This window comes from Paraburkholderia bannensis NBRC 103871 (genome assembly GCF_000685015.1).
In the GTDB taxonomy this organism is placed as follows: Bacteria; Pseudomonadota; Gammaproteobacteria; order Burkholderiales; family Burkholderiaceae; genus Paraburkholderia; species Paraburkholderia bannensis.
The window spans coordinates 15,032-32,777 of record NZ_BAYA01000007.1; the positions used below are offsets into that span (position 1 = coordinate 15,032).

Consider the following 17,746-nt stretch of genomic DNA (forward strand, 5'->3'; position numbering starts at 1 on the left):
GCGCGCTGCGCGCCGCCTCCATCACTCCGTTTCAGCTTCGGCGGGCGGCAGCGTGAAGCGGATCTTGTGCACCTTGACCTCGTGCATCATGCGCACCTCGCGCACGCCGGGCAGCGCGCGGATACGCTGCCGGAGCGCGAACAGTCCTTCGTCGTCGCGGCAAAGCACCTGCACGCACAGATCGGCGCCGCCAAGGATCGTCGACAGATAACTCACCTCCGACCAGCGGCCGAGGTTATCGACGGTGCGGTCGTGATCCTGCGGATCGACCTCGACGAACAGCAGCGCAAGCTTCGCCTGGCCGAGCTTCGACGGGTTGGTGAAGGCCAGGATCTGCAGGATGCCCAGGTCCTGGAGGCGCTTGACGCGCGTGCGCACCGTCGCTTCGGGGACATTGACGTTGCGCGCGATCTCCCGGAACGCGCGCCGCCCGTCTTCCTGCAACTCACGGACGATCTGGTAATCGAGGGTATCGAGGACGGAATTCGGCATGGTCGGTGTCTTGGCGAAGGGGTGCGCAGAATCAGCCTGGAATTTTAACGCATTGCAAAGCAAAAACTTCCTTGGTAGATTGAATGCGCAAACCGGCCGTCTTGACAGCAGCCTGTGCGCCGATGCAAGCCGTCGATCGGCCGGTATTGCGCAAGATTGGATCGCTCCTGCTGCGCAATGCGCAACGCGATGCCGCAACACAGCCACTTCGAGACAGCTTCAAACTACGACGAAACACGAGACACCATGCCCACCGCCCCGCGCCCTTTCCGCACCCGCTGCTCGCCCGATCCGGCGAGCCTGTGCGCGCGCGCCGTGGCGGCTCGTCTCAATCCGCTGCTGAATGTGATCCTCGCGTTCTGGGCGCAGTTTCATTGCCGCCACGCCCGCCCTCCGGCCCTCTCGCGCGCCTGATCGGCTGATGCCGATTCGCGTCGTCTGACGCACTCCACGCTTTTCGACCGATACCTTCGGCCCGTCCGCGCCGCGCGGCGGGTCACGCACGCGCGCACTCACGAGCGGCGCGCAATGAGACCGCCATGACCACGACTTTCGCCCCCGAACAGGAAGCCCTCGACTTTCTCGCCCGCCATCCCGACATCGAGCTGTTCGAGCTCTTCATCGTCGATGCCGCGGGCGTTCCGCGCGGCAAGCTGCTGCATCGCGACGAGCTGCTCGCCGTCTATCGCGACGGCCGCCCGCTGCCGAGCGCCATCATGAACCTCACGATCAACGGCGACGACACGGAAGACAGCGGCCTTGTCTGGGATGTCGGCGATATCGACTGCCGCGCCTATCCGCTGCCCGGCAGCCTCGTGCGCCTGCCGTGGCGCAAGCTGCCCACCGCTGCCGTGCAGGTGCAGATGCATCCCGAGCAGGGCCTGCCCGCCGGTGTCGCCGACCCGCGCCAGCTGCTCGCGCGCATCGTCGATCAGCTCCAGGCCGACGGTCTGTATCCCGTGATGGCGTGCGAGCTGGAGTTCTACCTGCTCGATGCGCGGCCGGACGCGCAGGGCCGCCCCCAGCCCGCGCTCGACACCGACGGGCGCCGCCCGCGCACGACCCAGGTCTATGGCCTGCGCGAACTCGAACAGATCGAGCCCTTCCTCAAGGATCTCTACGATGCCTGCCGCGACCAGGGCATTCCGGTGCGCACGGCCATCTCCGAATACGCGCCGGGCCAGGTCGAGATCACGCTCGAACACGGCCCCGCGCTCGAAGCGATGGATCACGCCGTGCGCTACAAGCGCATCGTCAAGGGCGTGGCCAACGCACACGGTATGAGCGCGTGCTTCATGGCCAAGCCGTTCGCCGATATCGCGGGCTCGGGCATGCACATGCATGTGAGCCTCGCCAACGCGCGCGGCGAAAATCTCTTTGCATCCGAGGACAAGGCCGGCACGCCGATGCTGCGCCAGGCGGTGGGCGGCATGCTGCACGGCCTGCTCGATTCGATGCTGATGTTCTGCCCCAACGCCAATTCGTATCGCCGCTTTCAGGCGAACAGCTACGCGCCGTTCACGCCCACCTGGGGCGTCGACAACCGCACGGTGAGCCTGCGCATACCGGGCGGCCCGGCGGCCAGCCGGCACGTCGAGCATCGCGTCTGCGGCGCCGACGCGAACCCGTATCTCGCCGCAGCGGCAATCCTGGCGGCCTCGCACTATGGCGTGCGCGAAAAGCTCGATCCGGGCGCACCGATCGAAGGCAACGGCTATGCGCAGGCAAGCTCGTATCTGCCGACCGACTGGCTGAGCGCGCTGGATGCGCTCGAACGTTCGGCGTGGGCGCGCGACGTGTTTGGAGCGGGTTTCCTGAAGGTCTTCCTCGCGATCAAGCGCGCGGAATACCGTCAATTCATGGGTGAAGTGGGCGAGCAGGACTGGCGCTGGTATTTGCACCAGGCCTGATGCGCCATGCCGCTGTGGCCGGAGCTTCGGCCGCAGCCAGAACACTCATTATCGAACAGGATTCCTTATGAATGCAGCCATTCCCCTTCAGCGGGCCGCGCCGGAGCGCGAGCCGTCCTATTACACGGCGACCATCGGCATTGAAACCGATTACCCGACGCTCGAAGGCGAGCATCGCGCCGATGTCGCCATCATCGGCGGCGGCTTCACGGGCGTCGCCACGGCGCTGGAACTGGCCGAACGCGGCCTCTCGGTGGCGCTCGTCGAAACGCACAAGATCGGCTGGGGCGCGAGCGGGCGCAACGGCGGCCAGATCACGGGCAGCCTCTCGGGCGACGCCGCCATGCGCAAACAGATGCGCGCGACGCTCGGCGACGACGTGGACGATTTCATCTGGTGGCTGCGCTGGCGCGGCCACGACATCATTCGCACGCGCGTGGCGCGTTACGGCATCGACTGCGACCTGCGCAACGGCCACCTGCATGCGGCCATGAAGCCGTCGCACCTGCGCGAGCTCGAAGCGAGTTACGCGGAAGCCCAGCGCCGCGGCATGGGCGAAGAGGTCGAACTGCTCGATCGCGCCGCCCTGCGGACGCACCTGGACTCGGATCTGTATAGCGGCGCACTCAAGAACCTGCGCAACATGCATGTCCACCCGCTGAACCTGTGCATAGGCGAGGCGCGCGCGGCACACGGGCTGGGCACGTCGATTTTCGAGCACTCCGAAGTTATCGACATCGTTCACGGCGCCACGCCCACGATCGTCACCACGAAGGGGCGAATCCGCGCCAACCAGGTGCTGCTCGCGGGCGACGTCTATCACCGGCTCGCACGCACGCAACTGAGCGGCAAGATATTTCCCGCCATGGGCGGGCTGGTGGCGACGGAACCGCTCGGCGATCTCGCCCTGCAGATCAATCCGCAACAGCTTGCCGTGTATGACTGCCGTTTTGTGCTCGATTACTACCGGCCCACTGCCGACGGTCGGTTGCTGTTTGGCGGCGGCGCGAATTACTCGGGGCACAGCTCGCGCGACGTCGCCGCCGAATTGCTGCCCTGTATCGAGGAAACCTTCCCGAAACTCAAGGGCGTGCGCATCGACTATCAGTGGACTTGCGCGATGGGCATTGTCGTCAACCGCATTCCCCAGCTCGGCAAGCTTTCGGACAATGTCTGGTATTGCCAGGGCTACTCGGGACACGGCGTCGCCACGAGTCACATCATGGGCGAAATCATGGCCGAGGCGATTACCGGGACGCTTGGACATTTCGATACTTTCGCCGCGTGCCGCCACGTGCGAGTCCCGATGGGCGACCTGATTGGCAATCCGCTGCTCGCAGCCGGCATGTGGTACTACCAGATGCTCGAACACCTGCGCTAGCGAGCGGTTGAAGAGCTAAAACGGCCGCGCGCCAGGCGTCGAAGAAGGGCTTTTTGCCTTCCGGGAAACGCAGGTGAAGCACCTGCTCCCAGTCATTCCCGGAAGGTGAAACCTGGTGACTACAAGGAACCCGATCAGAACGTGTGACGGATGCCAACCATTGCTGCCGTGGTGGAGACGCCAGGCGCAACCGGTGTGCCATAGACGATCGTCTGGTTCATGGTTCCCTTGTTGTTGACGTAACCGACCTGGGCATACGCCCGGGTTGCCTTTGAAAGGCTGTATTCCACGCCTAAAGCGATTTCACTCGATTTGTTCTCCGAATGATTACGGTCTTTCAGGTAATAGTAGCCGGACGTGATCTTGAAGAACGGATTGACCTGGTATCCAAGCCCGCCCGAAATCATTTCGAAGTCGACACTGTCGCTCTTCGCCGGATTCCTGCCGATGCCGTACGACGCGGACAGCGAGAATCCATTGACCGTATACAACGCTCCTAAATAATAAAAGCGGTTATTGGCCACGCCTGTCGCCGGTACGGCCGCTGCGGCCGGATAGTTGGCTGGGTAGGGGTTGGTATCGTGCCCGTTGTAGTACACCGCAGCCAGGTTCAATCCGCCATTCGAATACTTGAGTACCGCCGATTCGCGCGTACCGCCCTGGAAGTGCCCTGGTGTTCCGCCCGGCGCGAACTCAAGCGAAACGGATGCCCCATAGAATTTCGGCGATACGTAGACCAGCGCGTTGCTGTCGTAGAGGGCGCCGATTGGCGCATTCGTATTCGTCCCAGGCCAGCCGGCCGCCTGGTTGAGCCCGAGCCACGCGGTCAGGATGCTGCCGAAATATTGCGCGCCGCGTGCGTCGGTGTCCGCCATCGCGTAGATCATCGGGACGATCTGCCGCCCGGCGTCGATCGTGCCGAACGGCCCGGACACGCCGATGCTCGCGTACTGGTTGAAGAGCGCCGTCACCCCCGGTGTGTCGGACAGGCCCGGCTTGCCGTTGGTGGAAGTGAACGAGCCTTGCAGCCTGAAGTTGATCTTGTAGCCCCCGCCGATGTCCTCGCTGCCCTTGAGTCCCCACAGACTGGAGAAGATGCCACCGTCCTTGAGTTGCCAGGTATGCCCCAGATTGCGCGCAGTCGGCGCGAACGAGGCTGCCGCAGTCGTTTGGTACAGCACGCCGCTATCGAGCACGCCATAGAGCGTAACCGACGACTGCGCATAGGCGGCCGGCGCCAAAACGATCAGCACTGCATAACTAAATTGACCGACTTTCATTTCGTCTCCTCCGATCTCCGGTGCGCCGGGTTGACCCGGCTGCTTATGGTCTCAAGCTTGAATACAACGGACTTCTTGCTTCAGTAAAGCTCGCGAATCAGCGATTGCGCCATCGGCCATTCGCCAAATCCTGCTGCCGGGTTCAGGTGACCGACTTCGCCAAGGTCGACGAGCCGGCTTCCCCAGCATTTCGCCATCGTTTCGACCCGCTCGAATTTCGCAAGCGGATCGTTTCGGCTCGCCCCGACGATACTGGGAAACGGCAGCGGCCTTCGTGGAACCGGCAGCCAGCCCGCCCGTTCAAGCGTTGAAAGAGCCGGATATCCTTCCGGCAGCGGCACTTCCAGGTCGGCGGGAGCGGCTAGCAGCGCGCCATGAATCTCGCGTTTGTGCTGTTGAGCCCAGTGCACGGTAATCATCACGCCCGCGCTATGCGCGACCAGAATCACCGGGCCATCGATCCTTGCAAGCGCTGCGTCGAGCGCATCAACTCTTGCAGCGAGACTGAGTCTGTCCTGCTCAAGTGGCGGCACCGACGCCACCTTGGCCAGCCTTTGCTCTAGCAGCGTTTGCCAATGCTGCGCTACGTAGTCGCGCAGGCCCGGCACCATGAGAACAACAGGCGTCGTATCGAACGTCATGAAGCGGTCTCCTCGCGCGTCAGTACGGTCTGTCGCCGATAATGCCCGCGCGCTCCATCTTGCGATGGCACGGCAGGTAATCCATCACGGCGTAGTGCTGCGTGCTGCGGTTGTCCCAGATCGCCACGCTGTTGGGTTTCCAGCGCCAGCGAACCTGATACTCGGGGATATAGGCCTGGCTGATCAGATAGCGCAGCAGTTCCCCTGCCCCCGGATTGGCGTCTTGCCCAAAACGCACGCGCTCCGGAGTGTGGTAATTGGTGAAGTGCGTCGCGAACGCACTGACAAACAGCACCTTTTCACCGGACTCCGGATGGGTGCGCACGACCGGATGCTCTGCGTCGGGAAATTGCGCCTTCAATGCAAGGCGTTTTTCAATCGGCATGGCCGCGCCGAAGCTGGCTTCGATGCTGTGACGCGCGCGCAATTCCGCGATCTGGGTCTTGATGTAGTCCGGCAGCCTTTCATACGCGAGAACCATGTTTGCCCACATCGTGTCGCCACCGACAGGCGGGCACTCCACACAGCGCAGGACGGCGCCGAACTGTGGCGCTTCGCGCCAGGTGGCGTCCGCGTGCCAAGCGTTCTCATACCGGTCGTTGGGCTGCCCGGGATTTTTGTAGATGCGTACGAGACCGGGATATTCCGGGTCGCTGCCGGCAACCGGATGGTCTTCCAGTTCGCCGAAGCGGCGCGCAAATGCAACGTGCTCGCCACGCGAAATTTCCTGGTCGCGCAGGAACAGCACCCGATGTTCGAGCAGCGCCGAACGGATCGCGGCAAACAGGCCGTCATCATGGATGGCCGCGGAAAGCTTCACGCCAACCAGTTCAGCGCCGATAGCGCACGTCAATGGTTCGACTCTCATCGCGTACCCCTCAGATGACGAAAACCGACGAACCCGTGGTCTTGCGCGACTCCAGGTCGCGGTGGGCCTGGGCTGCGTCTTCCAGTGCATAGCGCTGATTCAGTTCGATCCTGATGCGGCCCGCAGCGACATGTCCGAACAACTCGCCTGCGAGCGCATCCTTGTCAGCCGGATCGGCGATATAGTCTGCCAGCGCCGGGCGCGTCAGATACAGCGATCCTTTCATCGCCAGCATCTGAGGGTTGAATGGCGGGATCGGCCCGGAAGCCGTGCCCACGCAGACCATCAGGCCGCGGCGCCTGAGCGAGTCCAGAGAAGACTCGAACGTATCCTTGCCGACACTATCGAACACCACATCGACGCCGACGCCGTTTGTCAGTTCGCGCACGCGCTTCGCGACGTCTTCCCGGCTGTAGTCGATGATGTGATCGCAGCCGTGAGAGCGAGCCAGTGCGCCCTTGACCTCGCTCGACACGGTGCCGATTACTGTCAGCCCCAGCAGTTTCGCCCATTGCGACACGATCAGGCCGACACCGCCCGCGGCGGCATGCAGCAAGATGGTGTCGCCCGCCTTGAAGTCGTGAATGCGGCGCATCAGGTAGGCCGCCGTCAAGCCTCTCATCGTCATCCCGGCGGCCGTTTCGCAGGAGATAGCGGCCGGAAGTTTGATGAGCGGTGCGGCGGGAACCAGCCGTTCGGTGCTGTACGCACCAAGCGTATTCAGAAAGCCGGTGTAGGTGACGCGATCGCCGACGGCAAAAGCGCTTACGTCCGGGCCGATTGCCTCGACCACCCCCGCCGCCTCGACGCCCATGCCCGCAGGCAGCGGCACGGGATACAGACCGCTGCGGAAATACGTATCGGCGAAATTCAGCCCCACTGCCTCGTGGCGCAGGCGAACCTGACCTGGCCCGGGATCGCCCACTTCCACCGTTTCGTATCGCAGGACTTCGGGGCCGCCTGCTTCGTAGAAACGCACTGCTTTCGCCATTATTGACTCCTTGTTAATTCGCACTACCTATTGATATTCGAACGAGCCAGCCTTCATGCCACAGCGCATCGACTAGTGTCCGGCCTGTTCGCGCAACACGTTCACGCTATGAAGGTCGGCGCGATAGCTGCGTTTGCCAATGAAGAACGCGAGCGCCGCGACAAGCGGTGCAAACGGCACGAGTTGCAGCGCGCCGAGCAACCCAATGCGGTCAGCAACAATGCCGGTCAGAATCGCAGCCGGAGCCAGTCCCAGCAGATTGTTGGCAAGCGTCAGCGTCGCAAATGCCGAGGCGTGAATCGACGGCGGCGTGAGGTTGGCCACCATCGCGCCCGAAGGGCCCGTCGATCCCGCGCAGAAAAACATGCCAGCACCGATCACGCCAAGTTGCGCCACTCCCGCCGGCATGCGGAAGCCAACCGCCAGCAGGACAAAACACGTCACGCAGAAGGCTACCGCGACGCTCCATTTGCGCTCCCGCCGATGCTTGCTGAGACGATCGGCCAGATTGCCGCACACGACCATGCCAACAGCGGTCGCGAGTACGAATAACGCGGCGCACATGGCTGCGTTGCCGGTGGACATGGCGTAGTAGCGGTTCAGGAAACTCGGCATCCATGCCCATACGGCTGCGGGAACCAGCAGATGAATTCCGCTGCCGACATAGGCGCACACAACCGACTTCGTCGAAAAAAGCCCTTTGATTACGGCACGGAAGTTCATGCGCACGCTATGGGCACGCGCGTGAGGGAGCGAATCTGCAGGCTGCAGTTTCGCGACCTGCCTTTCCGTCACGACCAACCCGTACCCTGCCAGCAGAACAATCCCGAGCGCCGCCATCGCGCCAAATGCTGCGCGCCAACCCAGATGGGCCGCGACTATGCCGCCAATCGCCATGCCCAGCACCGAACCGAATGCGCCTCCCGCCATGAACGCGGCAGTCAGCGTTGCACGCAGGCGAGCCGGAAAGATGCTGAGAACCAGCGCGATACCCACGCTGCCATAGGCGGCTTCGCCTGCACCGACGAACGCACGAGCGAGCAGCATCTCGTGATAGTTCGTGGAAAACGCACAGCCCAGCGTGGCAATGCTCCACATCGCGGCCATCAATGCGATGCTTTTGATTCGCCCCCAACGATCGGCCAGCACGGATAGCGGGAACGTAAGCACCCCGACCATCAGCGCAACCACGCTGCTCAACGAGCCCAGGTGCGTATCGGAGAGGTGCCACGCCGTCCTGAGCATGGGGAATACGGCGTTCAGCACCTGACGCGACATATAGTCGGAGAGCAGCAAGCCGACGGTCAGTGCGAAGACTACCCACGCATAGGCACCGACATCGCCTTGCGCCGTCGATTCATGGCCCGTTGCGGGCTCGGCATGCGTGAGCATGAGTGTGTCTCCTTCATGGACTGCTTTTTATGTTTTCACATCTTTGTGTTACCGACGCTGGCACTCAGGCAGCCTTGCGCAGATGGCCCTGCTGCCGCCCTGGCCGGTTGGGCGCAAAACCATTGGCCGCGAGGGACTCTTCCACCGTGTCGTAGAACACGCCGATACGGGAAATTTCGCGCGCCTGCTGTGCGGTCGCAATCGGTCGGCCAAACTCGCGAGAGATCCGCACCAGTTGTTCGATCTGCTGAACGGTGCTGAATTTGCCGGTGCGTTGCTGGTTCCACAGATTGTCTTCGATGCCACAGCGCACGTGCAGTCCCATGGCAATGCCCATCATGTTGATTGGCAGCACATTCAGCACAGAACTCTCCACCGTCAGCACCGCGCCGTCCGGAACCGCGCGAACCATGTTGGCCATGTTGTAGATGTTCGGCGCGTCCATGCCGCCGCTGATCGCCACCCAGTTCATCACCAGCGGGCCTTGATAAATCCCCCTGCGCATCAGTCGCTCGACGGACTCGAAGCTATTGATGTTGTAGCACTGGAAAGCGCTCTGGATGCCTGCGGCGGACAGGCGGCGGATATGCTCCTCGACCCAGCCGGGCTGGGACGGCACCGTCATTTCCTTGTAGGCCTGATAAACAGCCGGATCTTCCATGGACGTGCCGCGCACGTCTTCGAAGTCGAAATGCTCCAGCACGTTCATCTGCGACGTATTCACCGTCACCGTGACCTGGTCGGGTTTGGGGTCGAGATCGGCCAGCATGTGGCGCGTATCGTCGGAAAGCCATTTGGCAGCGGCGCCATCGCTTTCCGGCGCAAACGAGATCGAACCGCCCACCTGGATAATCATTTCCGGCACGGCGTTGCGCACGCCGGCCACCAGTTCGTTGAATTTCGACAGACGTTTGGAGCCGCGTCCGTCGAGTTCGCGCACATGCAGATGCAACACCGTAGCGCCCGCGTTGTAGCAGTCCACGGCCTTCTGTATCTGCGCCTCCATCGTCACCGGGATGTCTTCCGGGAAATCGGAAGGAACATAGGACGGCGCGTACGGAGCAGCGGTGATGATCAGCGGTTGCTGGTTTTCAGGGAAAAGGTGTCCGTCGAGAAAATTCATGGCGTGTCTCCGCGTGTTGGAATGGAATGGTCTGTACTTCGACAGAAGACTATCCCTGCGGCTTCGAACGCGATGTATTATTTGGGACATTCGATGTCTAAATTGGGACACGCCAATGCCCGCAAAGAATGGCTTCACGCCACTGATCCGCAGCGCCAGCCTGACCGGGTACGCCGAGCTGGCCCGTCATCACGGCCTCAATCCGGAGACGATGATGCGCAAGGTGGGGCTCACGTCCCGCAGCCTGGTCGACCCCGACATGCCGATCAGCCCCACGGCGGTCAGCCAGTTGCTTGAGGACAGCGCTGCGTCGGCAGGTGTGGAAGATTTTGGCCTGCAGCTGGCCGAGCACCGCCAGCTGGCAAACCTTGGCCCGATCAGTCTGGTGATGCGCGAAGCACCCAGCGCCCGGCTGGCGCTGGACAACCTGTGCCGCTATATGCGCCTCATCAACGCGGCGCTTTTCACCAGCATCGAGGACTTCGGCGACACCGTATTGATTCGCGTGGAGCTGCTCGTGACCGGCAAACGCTCGGTGCGTCAGTCCGTCGAGATGGCGGTAGGCGTGATGTATCGCGCGATCGTCGAGTTACTGGGGCCAGCCTGGCGCGCCCGATCGATCGGATTCAAGCATCGGCAACCGTACGGCGCCACACGCCACAAAGCGTTGTTTCGCGCGTCAGTCGAATTCAATGCCGCTTTTAACGGCATTGTCTGTACAGCCAGGGATCTCGACGCGCCGATTGCCGCCGACGACTATCACATGACGCCTCACGTGCGTCGCCTGCTCGACCACGCACTGTCGGGATCCGCCGAAAGCGTGACGCATACCGTCCGGCAGGTCGTGATTGCGATGTTGCCTGGAGGCAGATGCACCTCGGATCAGGTGGCCAAACACCTGGGCGTGGATCGTCGAACGCTGCATCGCCATCTGGCAGCCGAAGGCACGAGCTATTTCGCGCTGCACCAGTCGATCCGGGCCGAACTCGCCGCGCGCCAGATACTCGACAGCGACCGCTCTCTGGCAGAGCTTGCCGATCTGCTCGGATTCTCCAGCTCCAGTGCTTTCGCCTTCTGGTTCAGAAAGCAGTTTGGCATGACCGTTTCAAGCTGGAAGAAAGGTGTACAGGAAGCTGCCAATACGGCGCTCAATGGTTCGGTATCCGTGTCCACCCTGCAATAGAGTGTGCGATTCGGCGCAGACGCTGCTTGAACCAAACCAGCGCGGCGACAAGTAAAACGTTTGCGTGGCAACAATTGCTTTTTTGCCATTGCGCGCCCGGCTATGCCGCATATATTCTGAGCGGGCATCTCGCGAAGCCGATCAGAAACTCGAAAAAAATGAAAACTGAGCAAATCGGGGTAACGAATTCCGAATCCAGCCTCTCCCGGCATGCCTCTCAGACGGAAGCATCGAGCAACCTGGTCGACCGGGAATCTGCCCAGAACACGGGCTACTCCATTCATCTGCTCGATGCAGACGGCTTGATCCGGACGTGGAACGCCGCTGCCTCGAAAGCCGACGGTATTTCCGCAGACAAAATCCCCGCTCAGCACTTCTCATGTTTGTACTCCGTTGAGGAGCAAATAGCCGAAGTACCTGCACAAAACCTGGAATTCGCGAAAACGACAGGAAAATTCGAAGCCGAAGGCTGGCGCGTTCGCAAGGACGGCACGCAATTCTGGGCACACGTCTTCATCGAACCTGTCTACGACGGCAATGGCGAACTGCTTGGGTTCGTCAAGCTGATGCGCGATCGCACCGAAGAGCGCTCGCTGGACAAGCAGACGCGCGACCATGAGCGGAGTTTCAGGTTGCTGGTGGAAGGCGTCACCGACTACGCGATCTACATGCTCGACACGAACGGCATCGTCTCGAACTGGAACGCCGGTGCACAACGGGCGAAAGGCTATCGGGCCGCCGAGATCGTCGGCAAGCATTTCTCCTGCTTTTACGAACCCGCGGATCGCGAGCGCGGCCTGCCGCAATACGGACTCGAAACGGCTCGTCAAACCGGAAAATTCGAGGCGGAAGGCTGGCGCGTTCGCAAGGACGGACGCCGGTTCTGGGCACATGTGGTCATCCAGCCGATCTACGACGACGCAGGCGTCCTGTTCGGCTTCGCAAAAATTACGCGCGACTGCAGCGAACAGCGCGAGATCGCGCTCGCGCTCGAAGAAACCACACGCAATCTGGATCTTGCGCTCGACAACATGTCGCAAGGATTGTGTCTGTTCAATCGACGCGGACGCCTCGTGCTGTCCAACGACCAGTTCGCCCACATCCTGTCGCTCCCCGACGGTGACTTGTGCGAAGGGATGCGGCTGGGCGCGATGCTACGGCGCATCGGCGAGCGCGCGGGCATGCCGCACGATCAATCGGCAGCGTGGGCCAGAAAGGTGCGCAAGCAACTAGTTCACCGTTTCGACGGCAACCAGCAGCAGTCGACGATGGAAGTCGCCCGTCTGGGCCGCAGCATCTCGGTCGTGACACGGCTGCTTTCGCATGGCGGCTGGGTGTCCACGATCGAGGACATGACCGAGCGGCGCATCGCGGAAAACCGTATCACGCATCTCGCCCATCACGATCACCTGACCGACCTGCCCAATCGTCTGCGTTTTCAGGAGCGCCTGTCCGAGCTGGCAGCCAACGCATCCGCCGAGCGGCCGTTTGCCCTGCTTTTTCTCGACCTGGATCGATTCAAGTCGGTCAACGACACGCTTGGCCATCATGTCGGCGATGAACTGCTCAAGGCCGTGGCGCGACGGCTCTCCGGCACCGTGCGTGCGAGCGACCAGTTGGCGCGCTTGAGCGGCGATGAATTCGCGATTCTGCAGGTGCCGTTTCGAAGCGTGGATGACGCGGCGGAACTCGCGCAACGATGCATCGACACGCTATCCGCGCCGTTCGAAATCGCGAGCAATGAAATTAGCGTCGGTGCAAGTGTCGGCATCGTCATTCATGCGCGCGCGGGAATCGACGCGGGGACGGTGCTCCAGCGCGCGGATCTTGCGCTGTATGCGGCCAAGCGGGATGGCCGCAACTGCTTTCGCCTGTACGAGAGCGGCATGAACAACCCCATTCGACTGCGCAACGAACTTGAGGACGACCTGCGGCGTGCATTGCGCGCGAATCAACTGGAATTGCATTATCAGCCGATCGTCGAAGCGCATAGCGGCATCACCACCGCATGCGAGGCGCTATTGCGCTGGCGTCACCCAAAGCGCGGCCCCATTTCTCCGGCCGAATTCATCCCGGTTGCGGAAGAGCGAGGCCTGATGCCGGAACTCGGGGCGTGGGTGCTGGAGAAGGCATGTCGGGACGCGGCGCTCTGGCCGGCGCATATCCGCCTGAGCGTCAACGTTTCACCGGCTCAACTGGTTCACGCGGACTTTACGCACATCCTGGCGAAGGCGCTCAAGAACGCGGCGCTTCCGGCACACCGTCTGGAAGTCGAAATCACCGAAACCGTACTGCTGGAATCGTCCGGCACGTCGTCGCGCATCCTGAATGAAATTCGTGCGATGGGCGTGGGCGTCGCGATGGACGATTTCGGCAAGGGCTACTCGTCGTTGGGACTGCTACAGAGTGTTCCCTTCACGCGCGTGAAGATCGATCGCGGCTTTGTCAATGGACTGGGCAACAACCCGAAATCAGCGGCCATTATTCACGCGATCACCGAACTATGCCGAAGTCTCGATCTGCCGATCACCGCCGAAGGCGTCGAAACGGGAGATCAACGGCAAGCTTTGCTCGACGAGCGCTGTCACGAACTGCAAGGCTTTTTCTTTGCAAGGCCGACGCCTGTTATGGCGCTCAAGCGTTATCTGCATTCGTAGTGGGCGGTTTTTCGACAAGGCCTGCGCTGGGCGCTGGCGTTGTCGCAAGCACGAGACCAGCGTGTGAGGCTGACCTCGTGCAACTAGAGCGCTTCACTCAAGTCGCGTACTGCGCCACCCCATACCCAAACGACCAGTTCTCCCGCGCGACATCGACGAGGTTCACGAACACGTCCTCGCGCCTCACGCCCGGTTCCTGCGCGAGGTTGTCCGCGATCTGCGCGAACAGCGCCTTCTTCTGATCCTGCCCGCGCGTATTGTTCACGGCAATCTGGATCATCACGAGATCATCGCTGCGCTCGATCCCCAGATAATGACGGCCGAACAGAAAGTTATCGGCGTCATGCTCGGTGACGATCATGAACTGGTCGTCCTCCGGCACCTTGAACACGTCCATGAGCGCGCGGTGCACGCCCTGCATGAGGGCCTTGCGATAGGTTGCGGGCTTGCCGGCGCGCACGGCGATTCGGGTGAAGGGCATGTCAGGCTCCATCGGGTTGATTGAACATGACATCAGCTTAGTCCGCGTCTATCATAATAAACAGATATGACTCGATATTTCATTCATTTACGATGGAAATGAAACCACTCGACCTGGACGCCGTGCGCGCCTTCGTCCTCGTCGCCGAACTGCACAGCTTCACGCGCGCGGCCGACGCGCTGGGCACCACCCAGTCGGCCGTCAGCCTCAAGCTCAAGCGTCTGGAAGCCCATCTTGGCCGGCAGTTGCTGGAGCGCACGCCACGCGTCGTGCGGCTGGCGCCGGACGGGCTGACGTTTCTCGCTGCCGCGCGCGACCTGCTCGGCGCGCACGAGCGCGCGCTCGGCGCATTGACAGGCGATACGAGGCGGCTTGCGCTGGGCCTGAGCGAACACGTCGCCGATGCGCAACTCGCGCGTCAACTGGCGTTGCTGCGCGCACACGATCCGGGTCTGGTGATCGCGCTGCATCTGGGCCAGTCGACGCAGTTGCTCGCGCAATTCGACGAGCGGCGGCTGGACGCCGTGATCGTGCGTCAGGAAGCCGACGAGTCGCCGCGCGGCGATGCTCGGCACCTCTTCGACGAGCCGCTGATCTGGCTCGCCTCGCCCGAGTGGCAATGGTCGCCCGGCACGCCGCTGCCGCTCGCCCTGCTGGCCGGGCCGTGCGCGGTGCGTGCGGCGGCCATTGGCGCGCTCGATGCGGCGGGACTGGCGTGGAACGAGGTGTTCGTGGGAGGCGGGGTGGCCGCGGTCGGCGCGGCGCTGGAGGCGGGGCTGGCAGTATCGGCGCTCGCGCGGCGGGTCGCGCCGCGCACGCTGGTCGATGTCGGCGCGAAGTACGGGCTTCCGCCCTTGCCGATGTCGCGGGTGACACTGCATTCGCGCGTGCGCGAGCCGCGTTCGGCGGCAACCTTGCAGTTGCTCGCTTCGAGTCTGGGCAGCGCCTGAACCTGGCGGGCACTGCCGTCGAATCAACCCGAAATCAACTCAGGATCGGCGGAAGTTCGTGCGGCTGCGGGCTTGCCCGCTTCACCGAAACCGCGGATGCGGAAGGCGCCGCAGGTGCGTCGACCATCAATTTGTGGCGTGGCGCCGCACGCACAGCAGCTGGTTTGTGCGCACTCGCCTGATGCGGCGCGTGTGCAGCGTGAGGTTTCTCGTCGGGATGGCGTTTCGACGCCATGATTGCATCGTGCTTCGCATGGGGCGCTTTCGCGGCCGGCTTGTGCGCCTTATGCGGGGCTTTGTGCCCCTTGTGTTGCGCCGTTTTCGGAGCACCCCTCCTGTGCGCGGACGTCTGCGCCTTCGCAGCGTGCGCCGCCGTTGACGCGGCGGCCCACGCCGCCACTGTCGCCGTCGCGAACCATCCTGCCGCCACCATCACCACCACTGCCCGCACGCCGCGCCTCCGTCGATGAGCCGTTGTTCTCTTGATCCAACCGGGCGGCGATTATACCCAACCCGCATTGGCCAGATCCGGCTCGCGCACCAGCGAAAATTCAGGGCAGCGCCATCTCCGCAGCGTGCATGGCGCGCGCCGCCTGCACGGAAATCGACCACTGCCGCGGCGTCATCGCCTCGACCATCGTCAGGCGTCCTTCGGGAATGAACGCACCCGTGTCAATGAACATCTGCGAGCCAATCTGGCGCAGCTCGCGCACCGGCGTATGGCCGCAGTAAGTGAGCGAAAGCGCGTGGCTCGGCGGCGCGCCCGCGTTGAGGGCAAGCTCGCGCCCCCACAGCATCCGCTCGCGCACAGCGGCGTCGAACTGGCCAGCGTCAAGCTCGGCGTCGTCGCCAAAAAACTCCGCATGCAGCACGTTGAAGCGCGTCGCGCCCTCGCCCACGGTGCGCACGAGCGGCAGTTCGCGCAACCGTTTCGCGTGCGCCGCGAGCGTGCGTTCCGGCAGCGACTGCGACCAGGCTCCGCCGATGGCATACCAGCGATGGCGCGGCAGCCGCTTTTCGACGACGGCGCACAGCGAATCCTCGTGATTGCCGAGCACGGCAAAAAACCACGGCTTGTCGAGCAGCGCGAGCGCCGCTTCGCACTGGTCGCCGCGATCGACGAGATCGCCCACCGAAAAGAGCCGGTCGCGCTCCCCGTCGAACGCCACTTTATGCAACAGATAGCGCAAGGGATCCACGCAGCCGTGCAGGTCGCCGATCACAAAATCGCGACCGGCCGCATTGGCCGCGTGATGCACAACTTCCGGAACAAGATTGGGCGTCATCGCTTCATGATAGTCCTGAGTGTGTGTCGTGTATGCGTGCCAACTCGCGTTTTGTCTAAGCTTTTGCAACGAAGCTTTTGCCGGGCTGCCGCCCCTCGACAAACCCGCCGTTCGACAAACCGTAAGGCTCAATCCGTAAAATAATGCCGCATCGGCAGTCTGGCTCAACTCATGACAACCCTCCGCGTGCTGAAGGCTGCACAACAGGTGCGCACACAGGCGCGGCTTTAACCGGGGCGATCGCAGCGATGAAACTTCTTCCGCAGGTTCTGCACAACCGTCCTCATATGACGATCGGCATCGCGGTGGGGATCGTGCTCGGCGTGCTTACGCCGGCGTCGATCAAGCCGGTGGCGCGCGTGCTGTTCGGCTGGGATGCCGCGATCTGGAGCTATCTCGTGCTGATCTGGATACACATGGCCCGCACCGACGAGGAAAGCGTGCGCGCCCACGCCCAGAACGAGGATCAAAGCGCGAGCACGGTGCTCTTCCTCGTTTGTGCGGCGACGGTCGCCAGCATCGTCGCCATCGTGCTGGAACTGGGCACCACGAAAGACCTGGGCACGGCCTCGAAGGTGCTGCATTCGCTGCTCACCGGCATGACGCTGATCGGCGCGTGGTTCCTGATTCCGACCATCTTCACGCTGCACTACGCGCGCGTGTACTACGGCTCCGATCCGCAGGCGCCCGCGCTCGCCTTCCCTGACAAACACCTCACGCCCAACTACTGGGATTTCCTGTACTTCTCGTTCACGATCGCCTGCGCCTCGCAGACCGCCGATGTCGGCATGCGCGGGCGCAGCGCGCGCCGCAGCGTGCTCGCGCAGTCGATCCTGTCGTTCTACTTCAACGTGTCGGTGCTCGGGCTGTGCGTCAACATCGCCGCAAGCATGGTCGGCAACTGATACATCGCGCCGCGCCGTTTTTGCACTCGGCGTGTGCGCAAGCCGCCCGGCGCACCTGGCTCATCCACGCGCCCGCCACGCCCCCAAACACGCCCCAACGGCGCACCCAGCCGCGCCGCTCCCCTTGCGCCGCCCGTCAGCCCGCCCCTGGGCACATGCCTTGCTGAAATCCTGGCCAAGACGCTACGCGTCGCTCGCGGTTTGGT

At 62.8% G+C, this 17,746-nt stretch carries 16 protein-coding genes; 7 read left to right on the plus strand and 9 right to left on the minus strand.

The window, feature by feature from the left end:
- Positions 1–21 precede the first annotated feature (21 nt).
- The gene (locus BBA01S_RS13390; protein ID WP_027816901.1) at positions 22–492 is read right to left on the minus strand and encodes an Lrp/AsnC family transcriptional regulator; all 471 of its coding nucleotides are present in this window, start codon (positions 490–492) and stop codon (positions 22–24) included.
- A gap of 246 nt (positions 493–738) precedes the next feature.
- Between BBA01S_RS13390 and BBA01S_RS47540 the strand changes: the two genes are divergently transcribed.
- From BBA01S_RS47540 to BBA01S_RS13405, 3 genes are all read left to right on the plus strand, one after another.
- Entirely contained in the window at positions 739–906 is a 168-nt protein-coding gene (locus tag BBA01S_RS47540; RefSeq protein WP_167336014.1) for a hypothetical protein, read from the plus strand.
- Positions 907–1,031: 125 nt separating this feature from the next.
- Positions 1,032–2,402: a glutamine synthetase family protein gene (locus BBA01S_RS13400; protein ID WP_027816902.1), complete on the plus strand. Its 1,371-nt coding sequence runs from the start codon at positions 1,032–1,034 to the stop codon at positions 2,400–2,402.
- 67 nt (positions 2,403–2,469) lie between these two features.
- Positions 2,470–3,783, plus strand: coding sequence for an NAD(P)/FAD-dependent oxidoreductase (locus tag BBA01S_RS13405; RefSeq protein WP_027816903.1), 1,314 nt, complete (start codon positions 2,470–2,472; stop codon positions 3,781–3,783).
- A gap of 134 nt (positions 3,784–3,917) precedes the next feature.
- Here the strand turns inward: BBA01S_RS13405 and BBA01S_RS13410 are convergent, their stop codons facing one another.
- The 6 genes from BBA01S_RS13410 to BBA01S_RS13435 form a co-directional block, all read right to left on the minus strand.
- Positions 3,918–5,063, minus strand: a complete 1,146-nt coding sequence (locus tag BBA01S_RS13410; protein WP_027816904.1) for a porin — start codon at positions 5,061–5,063, stop codon at positions 3,918–3,920.
- Between the two features lie 80 nt (positions 5,064–5,143).
- Positions 5,144–5,704, minus strand: coding sequence for an RBBP9/YdeN family alpha/beta hydrolase (locus BBA01S_RS13415; protein ID WP_027816905.1), 561 nt, complete (start codon positions 5,702–5,704; stop codon positions 5,144–5,146).
- Between the two features lie 19 nt (positions 5,705–5,723).
- Positions 5,724–6,572, minus strand: coding sequence for a TauD/TfdA dioxygenase family protein (locus BBA01S_RS13420; RefSeq protein ID WP_027816906.1), 849 nt, complete (start codon positions 6,570–6,572; stop codon positions 5,724–5,726).
- Positions 6,573–6,582: 10 nt separating this feature from the next.
- The gene (locus BBA01S_RS13425; protein ID WP_027816907.1) at positions 6,583–7,563 is read right to left on the minus strand and encodes a quinone oxidoreductase family protein; all 981 of its coding nucleotides are present in this window, start codon (positions 7,561–7,563) and stop codon (positions 6,583–6,585) included.
- Positions 7,564–7,635: 72 nt separating this feature from the next.
- Positions 7,636–8,955 carry an MFS transporter gene (locus BBA01S_RS13430; protein WP_027816908.1) on the minus strand — a complete coding sequence of 440 codons (1,320 nt, stop codon included), beginning with the start codon at positions 8,953–8,955 and terminating at the stop codon, positions 7,636–7,638.
- A 64-nt stretch (positions 8,956–9,019) separates the two neighbouring features.
- Positions 9,020–10,078, minus strand: coding sequence for a BKACE family enzyme (locus BBA01S_RS13435; RefSeq protein ID WP_027816909.1), 1,059 nt, complete (start codon positions 10,076–10,078; stop codon positions 9,020–9,022).
- Between the two features lie 115 nt (positions 10,079–10,193).
- Between BBA01S_RS13435 and BBA01S_RS48080 the strand changes: the two genes are divergently transcribed.
- Both BBA01S_RS48080 and BBA01S_RS13445 read left to right on the plus strand, forming a co-directional pair.
- The gene (locus BBA01S_RS48080; protein WP_042297039.1) at positions 10,194–11,261 is read left to right on the plus strand and encodes an AraC family transcriptional regulator; all 1,068 of its coding nucleotides are present in this window, start codon (positions 10,194–10,196) and stop codon (positions 11,259–11,261) included.
- A gap of 158 nt (positions 11,262–11,419) precedes the next feature.
- A complete protein-coding gene (locus tag BBA01S_RS13445) occupies positions 11,420–13,918 on the plus strand; it encodes a sensor domain-containing protein (RefSeq protein ID WP_084162127.1) in 2,499 nt (832 codons plus the stop codon).
- Between the two features lie 97 nt (positions 13,919–14,015).
- On the opposite strand, the gene BBA01S_RS13450 is transcribed toward BBA01S_RS13445, so the two are convergent.
- Positions 14,016–14,399, minus strand: a complete 384-nt coding sequence (locus BBA01S_RS13450) for a tautomerase family protein (RefSeq protein ID WP_027816911.1) — start codon at positions 14,397–14,399, stop codon at positions 14,016–14,018.
- 98 nt (positions 14,400–14,497) lie between these two features.
- Between BBA01S_RS13450 and BBA01S_RS13455 the strand changes: the two genes are divergently transcribed.
- Entirely contained in the window at positions 14,498–15,349 is an 852-nt protein-coding gene (locus BBA01S_RS13455) for a LysR family transcriptional regulator (RefSeq protein ID WP_027816912.1), read from the plus strand.
- 551 nt (positions 15,350–15,900) lie between these two features.
- Here BBA01S_RS13455 and BBA01S_RS13465 read toward each other — a convergent pair.
- Complete coding sequence (locus BBA01S_RS13465) at positions 15,901–16,635, minus strand: metallophosphoesterase (protein ID WP_027816914.1); 735 nt, start codon at positions 16,633–16,635, stop codon at positions 15,901–15,903.
- 248 nt (positions 16,636–16,883) lie between these two features.
- Between BBA01S_RS13465 and BBA01S_RS13470 the strand changes: the two genes are divergently transcribed.
- On the plus strand, positions 16,884–17,540 hold the full coding sequence (locus BBA01S_RS13470) for a DUF1345 domain-containing protein (protein WP_027816915.1): 657 nt from the start codon (positions 16,884–16,886) through the stop codon (positions 17,538–17,540).
- Positions 17,541–17,746: the final 206 nt, after the last annotated feature.

Bases quoted from the DNA above. Each gene is read 5' to 3' on its own strand.
- BBA01S_RS13390 (WP_027816901.1), bottom strand. From the start codon at position 492: ATGCCGAATTCCGTCCTCGATACCCTCGATTACCAGATCGTCCGTGAG.
- BBA01S_RS47540 (WP_167336014.1), top strand. From the start codon at position 739: ATGCCCACCGCCCCGCGCCCTTTCCGCACCCGCTGCTCGCCCGATCCG.
- BBA01S_RS13400 (WP_027816902.1), top strand. From the start codon at position 1,032: ATGACCACGACTTTCGCCCCCGAACAGGAAGCCCTCGACTTTCTCGCC.
- BBA01S_RS13405 (WP_027816903.1), top strand. From the start codon at position 2,470: ATGAATGCAGCCATTCCCCTTCAGCGGGCCGCGCCGGAGCGCGAGCCG.
- BBA01S_RS13410 (WP_027816904.1), bottom strand. From the start codon at position 5,063: ATGAAAGTCGGTCAATTTAGTTATGCAGTGCTGATCGTTTTGGCGCCG.
- BBA01S_RS13415 (WP_027816905.1), bottom strand. From the start codon at position 5,704: ATGACGTTCGATACGACGCCTGTTGTTCTCATGGTGCCGGGCCTGCGC.
- BBA01S_RS13420 (WP_027816906.1), bottom strand. From the start codon at position 6,572: ATGAGAGTCGAACCATTGACGTGCGCTATCGGCGCTGAACTGGTTGGC.
- BBA01S_RS13425 (WP_027816907.1), bottom strand. From the start codon at position 7,563: ATGGCGAAAGCAGTGCGTTTCTACGAAGCAGGCGGCCCCGAAGTCCTG.
- BBA01S_RS13430 (WP_027816908.1), bottom strand. From the start codon at position 8,955: ATGCTCACGCATGCCGAGCCCGCAACGGGCCATGAATCGACGGCGCAA.
- BBA01S_RS13435 (WP_027816909.1), bottom strand. From the start codon at position 10,078: ATGAATTTTCTCGACGGACACCTTTTCCCTGAAAACCAGCAACCGCTG.
- BBA01S_RS48080 (WP_042297039.1), top strand. From the start codon at position 10,194: ATGCCCGCAAAGAATGGCTTCACGCCACTGATCCGCAGCGCCAGCCTG.
- BBA01S_RS13445 (WP_084162127.1), top strand. From the start codon at position 11,420: ATGAAAACTGAGCAAATCGGGGTAACGAATTCCGAATCCAGCCTCTCC.
- BBA01S_RS13450 (WP_027816911.1), bottom strand. From the start codon at position 14,399: ATGCCCTTCACCCGAATCGCCGTGCGCGCCGGCAAGCCCGCAACCTAT.
- BBA01S_RS13455 (WP_027816912.1), top strand. From the start codon at position 14,498: ATGAAACCACTCGACCTGGACGCCGTGCGCGCCTTCGTCCTCGTCGCC.
- BBA01S_RS13465 (WP_027816914.1), bottom strand. From the start codon at position 16,635: ATGACGCCCAATCTTGTTCCGGAAGTTGTGCATCACGCGGCCAATGCG.
- BBA01S_RS13470 (WP_027816915.1), top strand. From the start codon at position 16,884: ATGAAACTTCTTCCGCAGGTTCTGCACAACCGTCCTCATATGACGATC.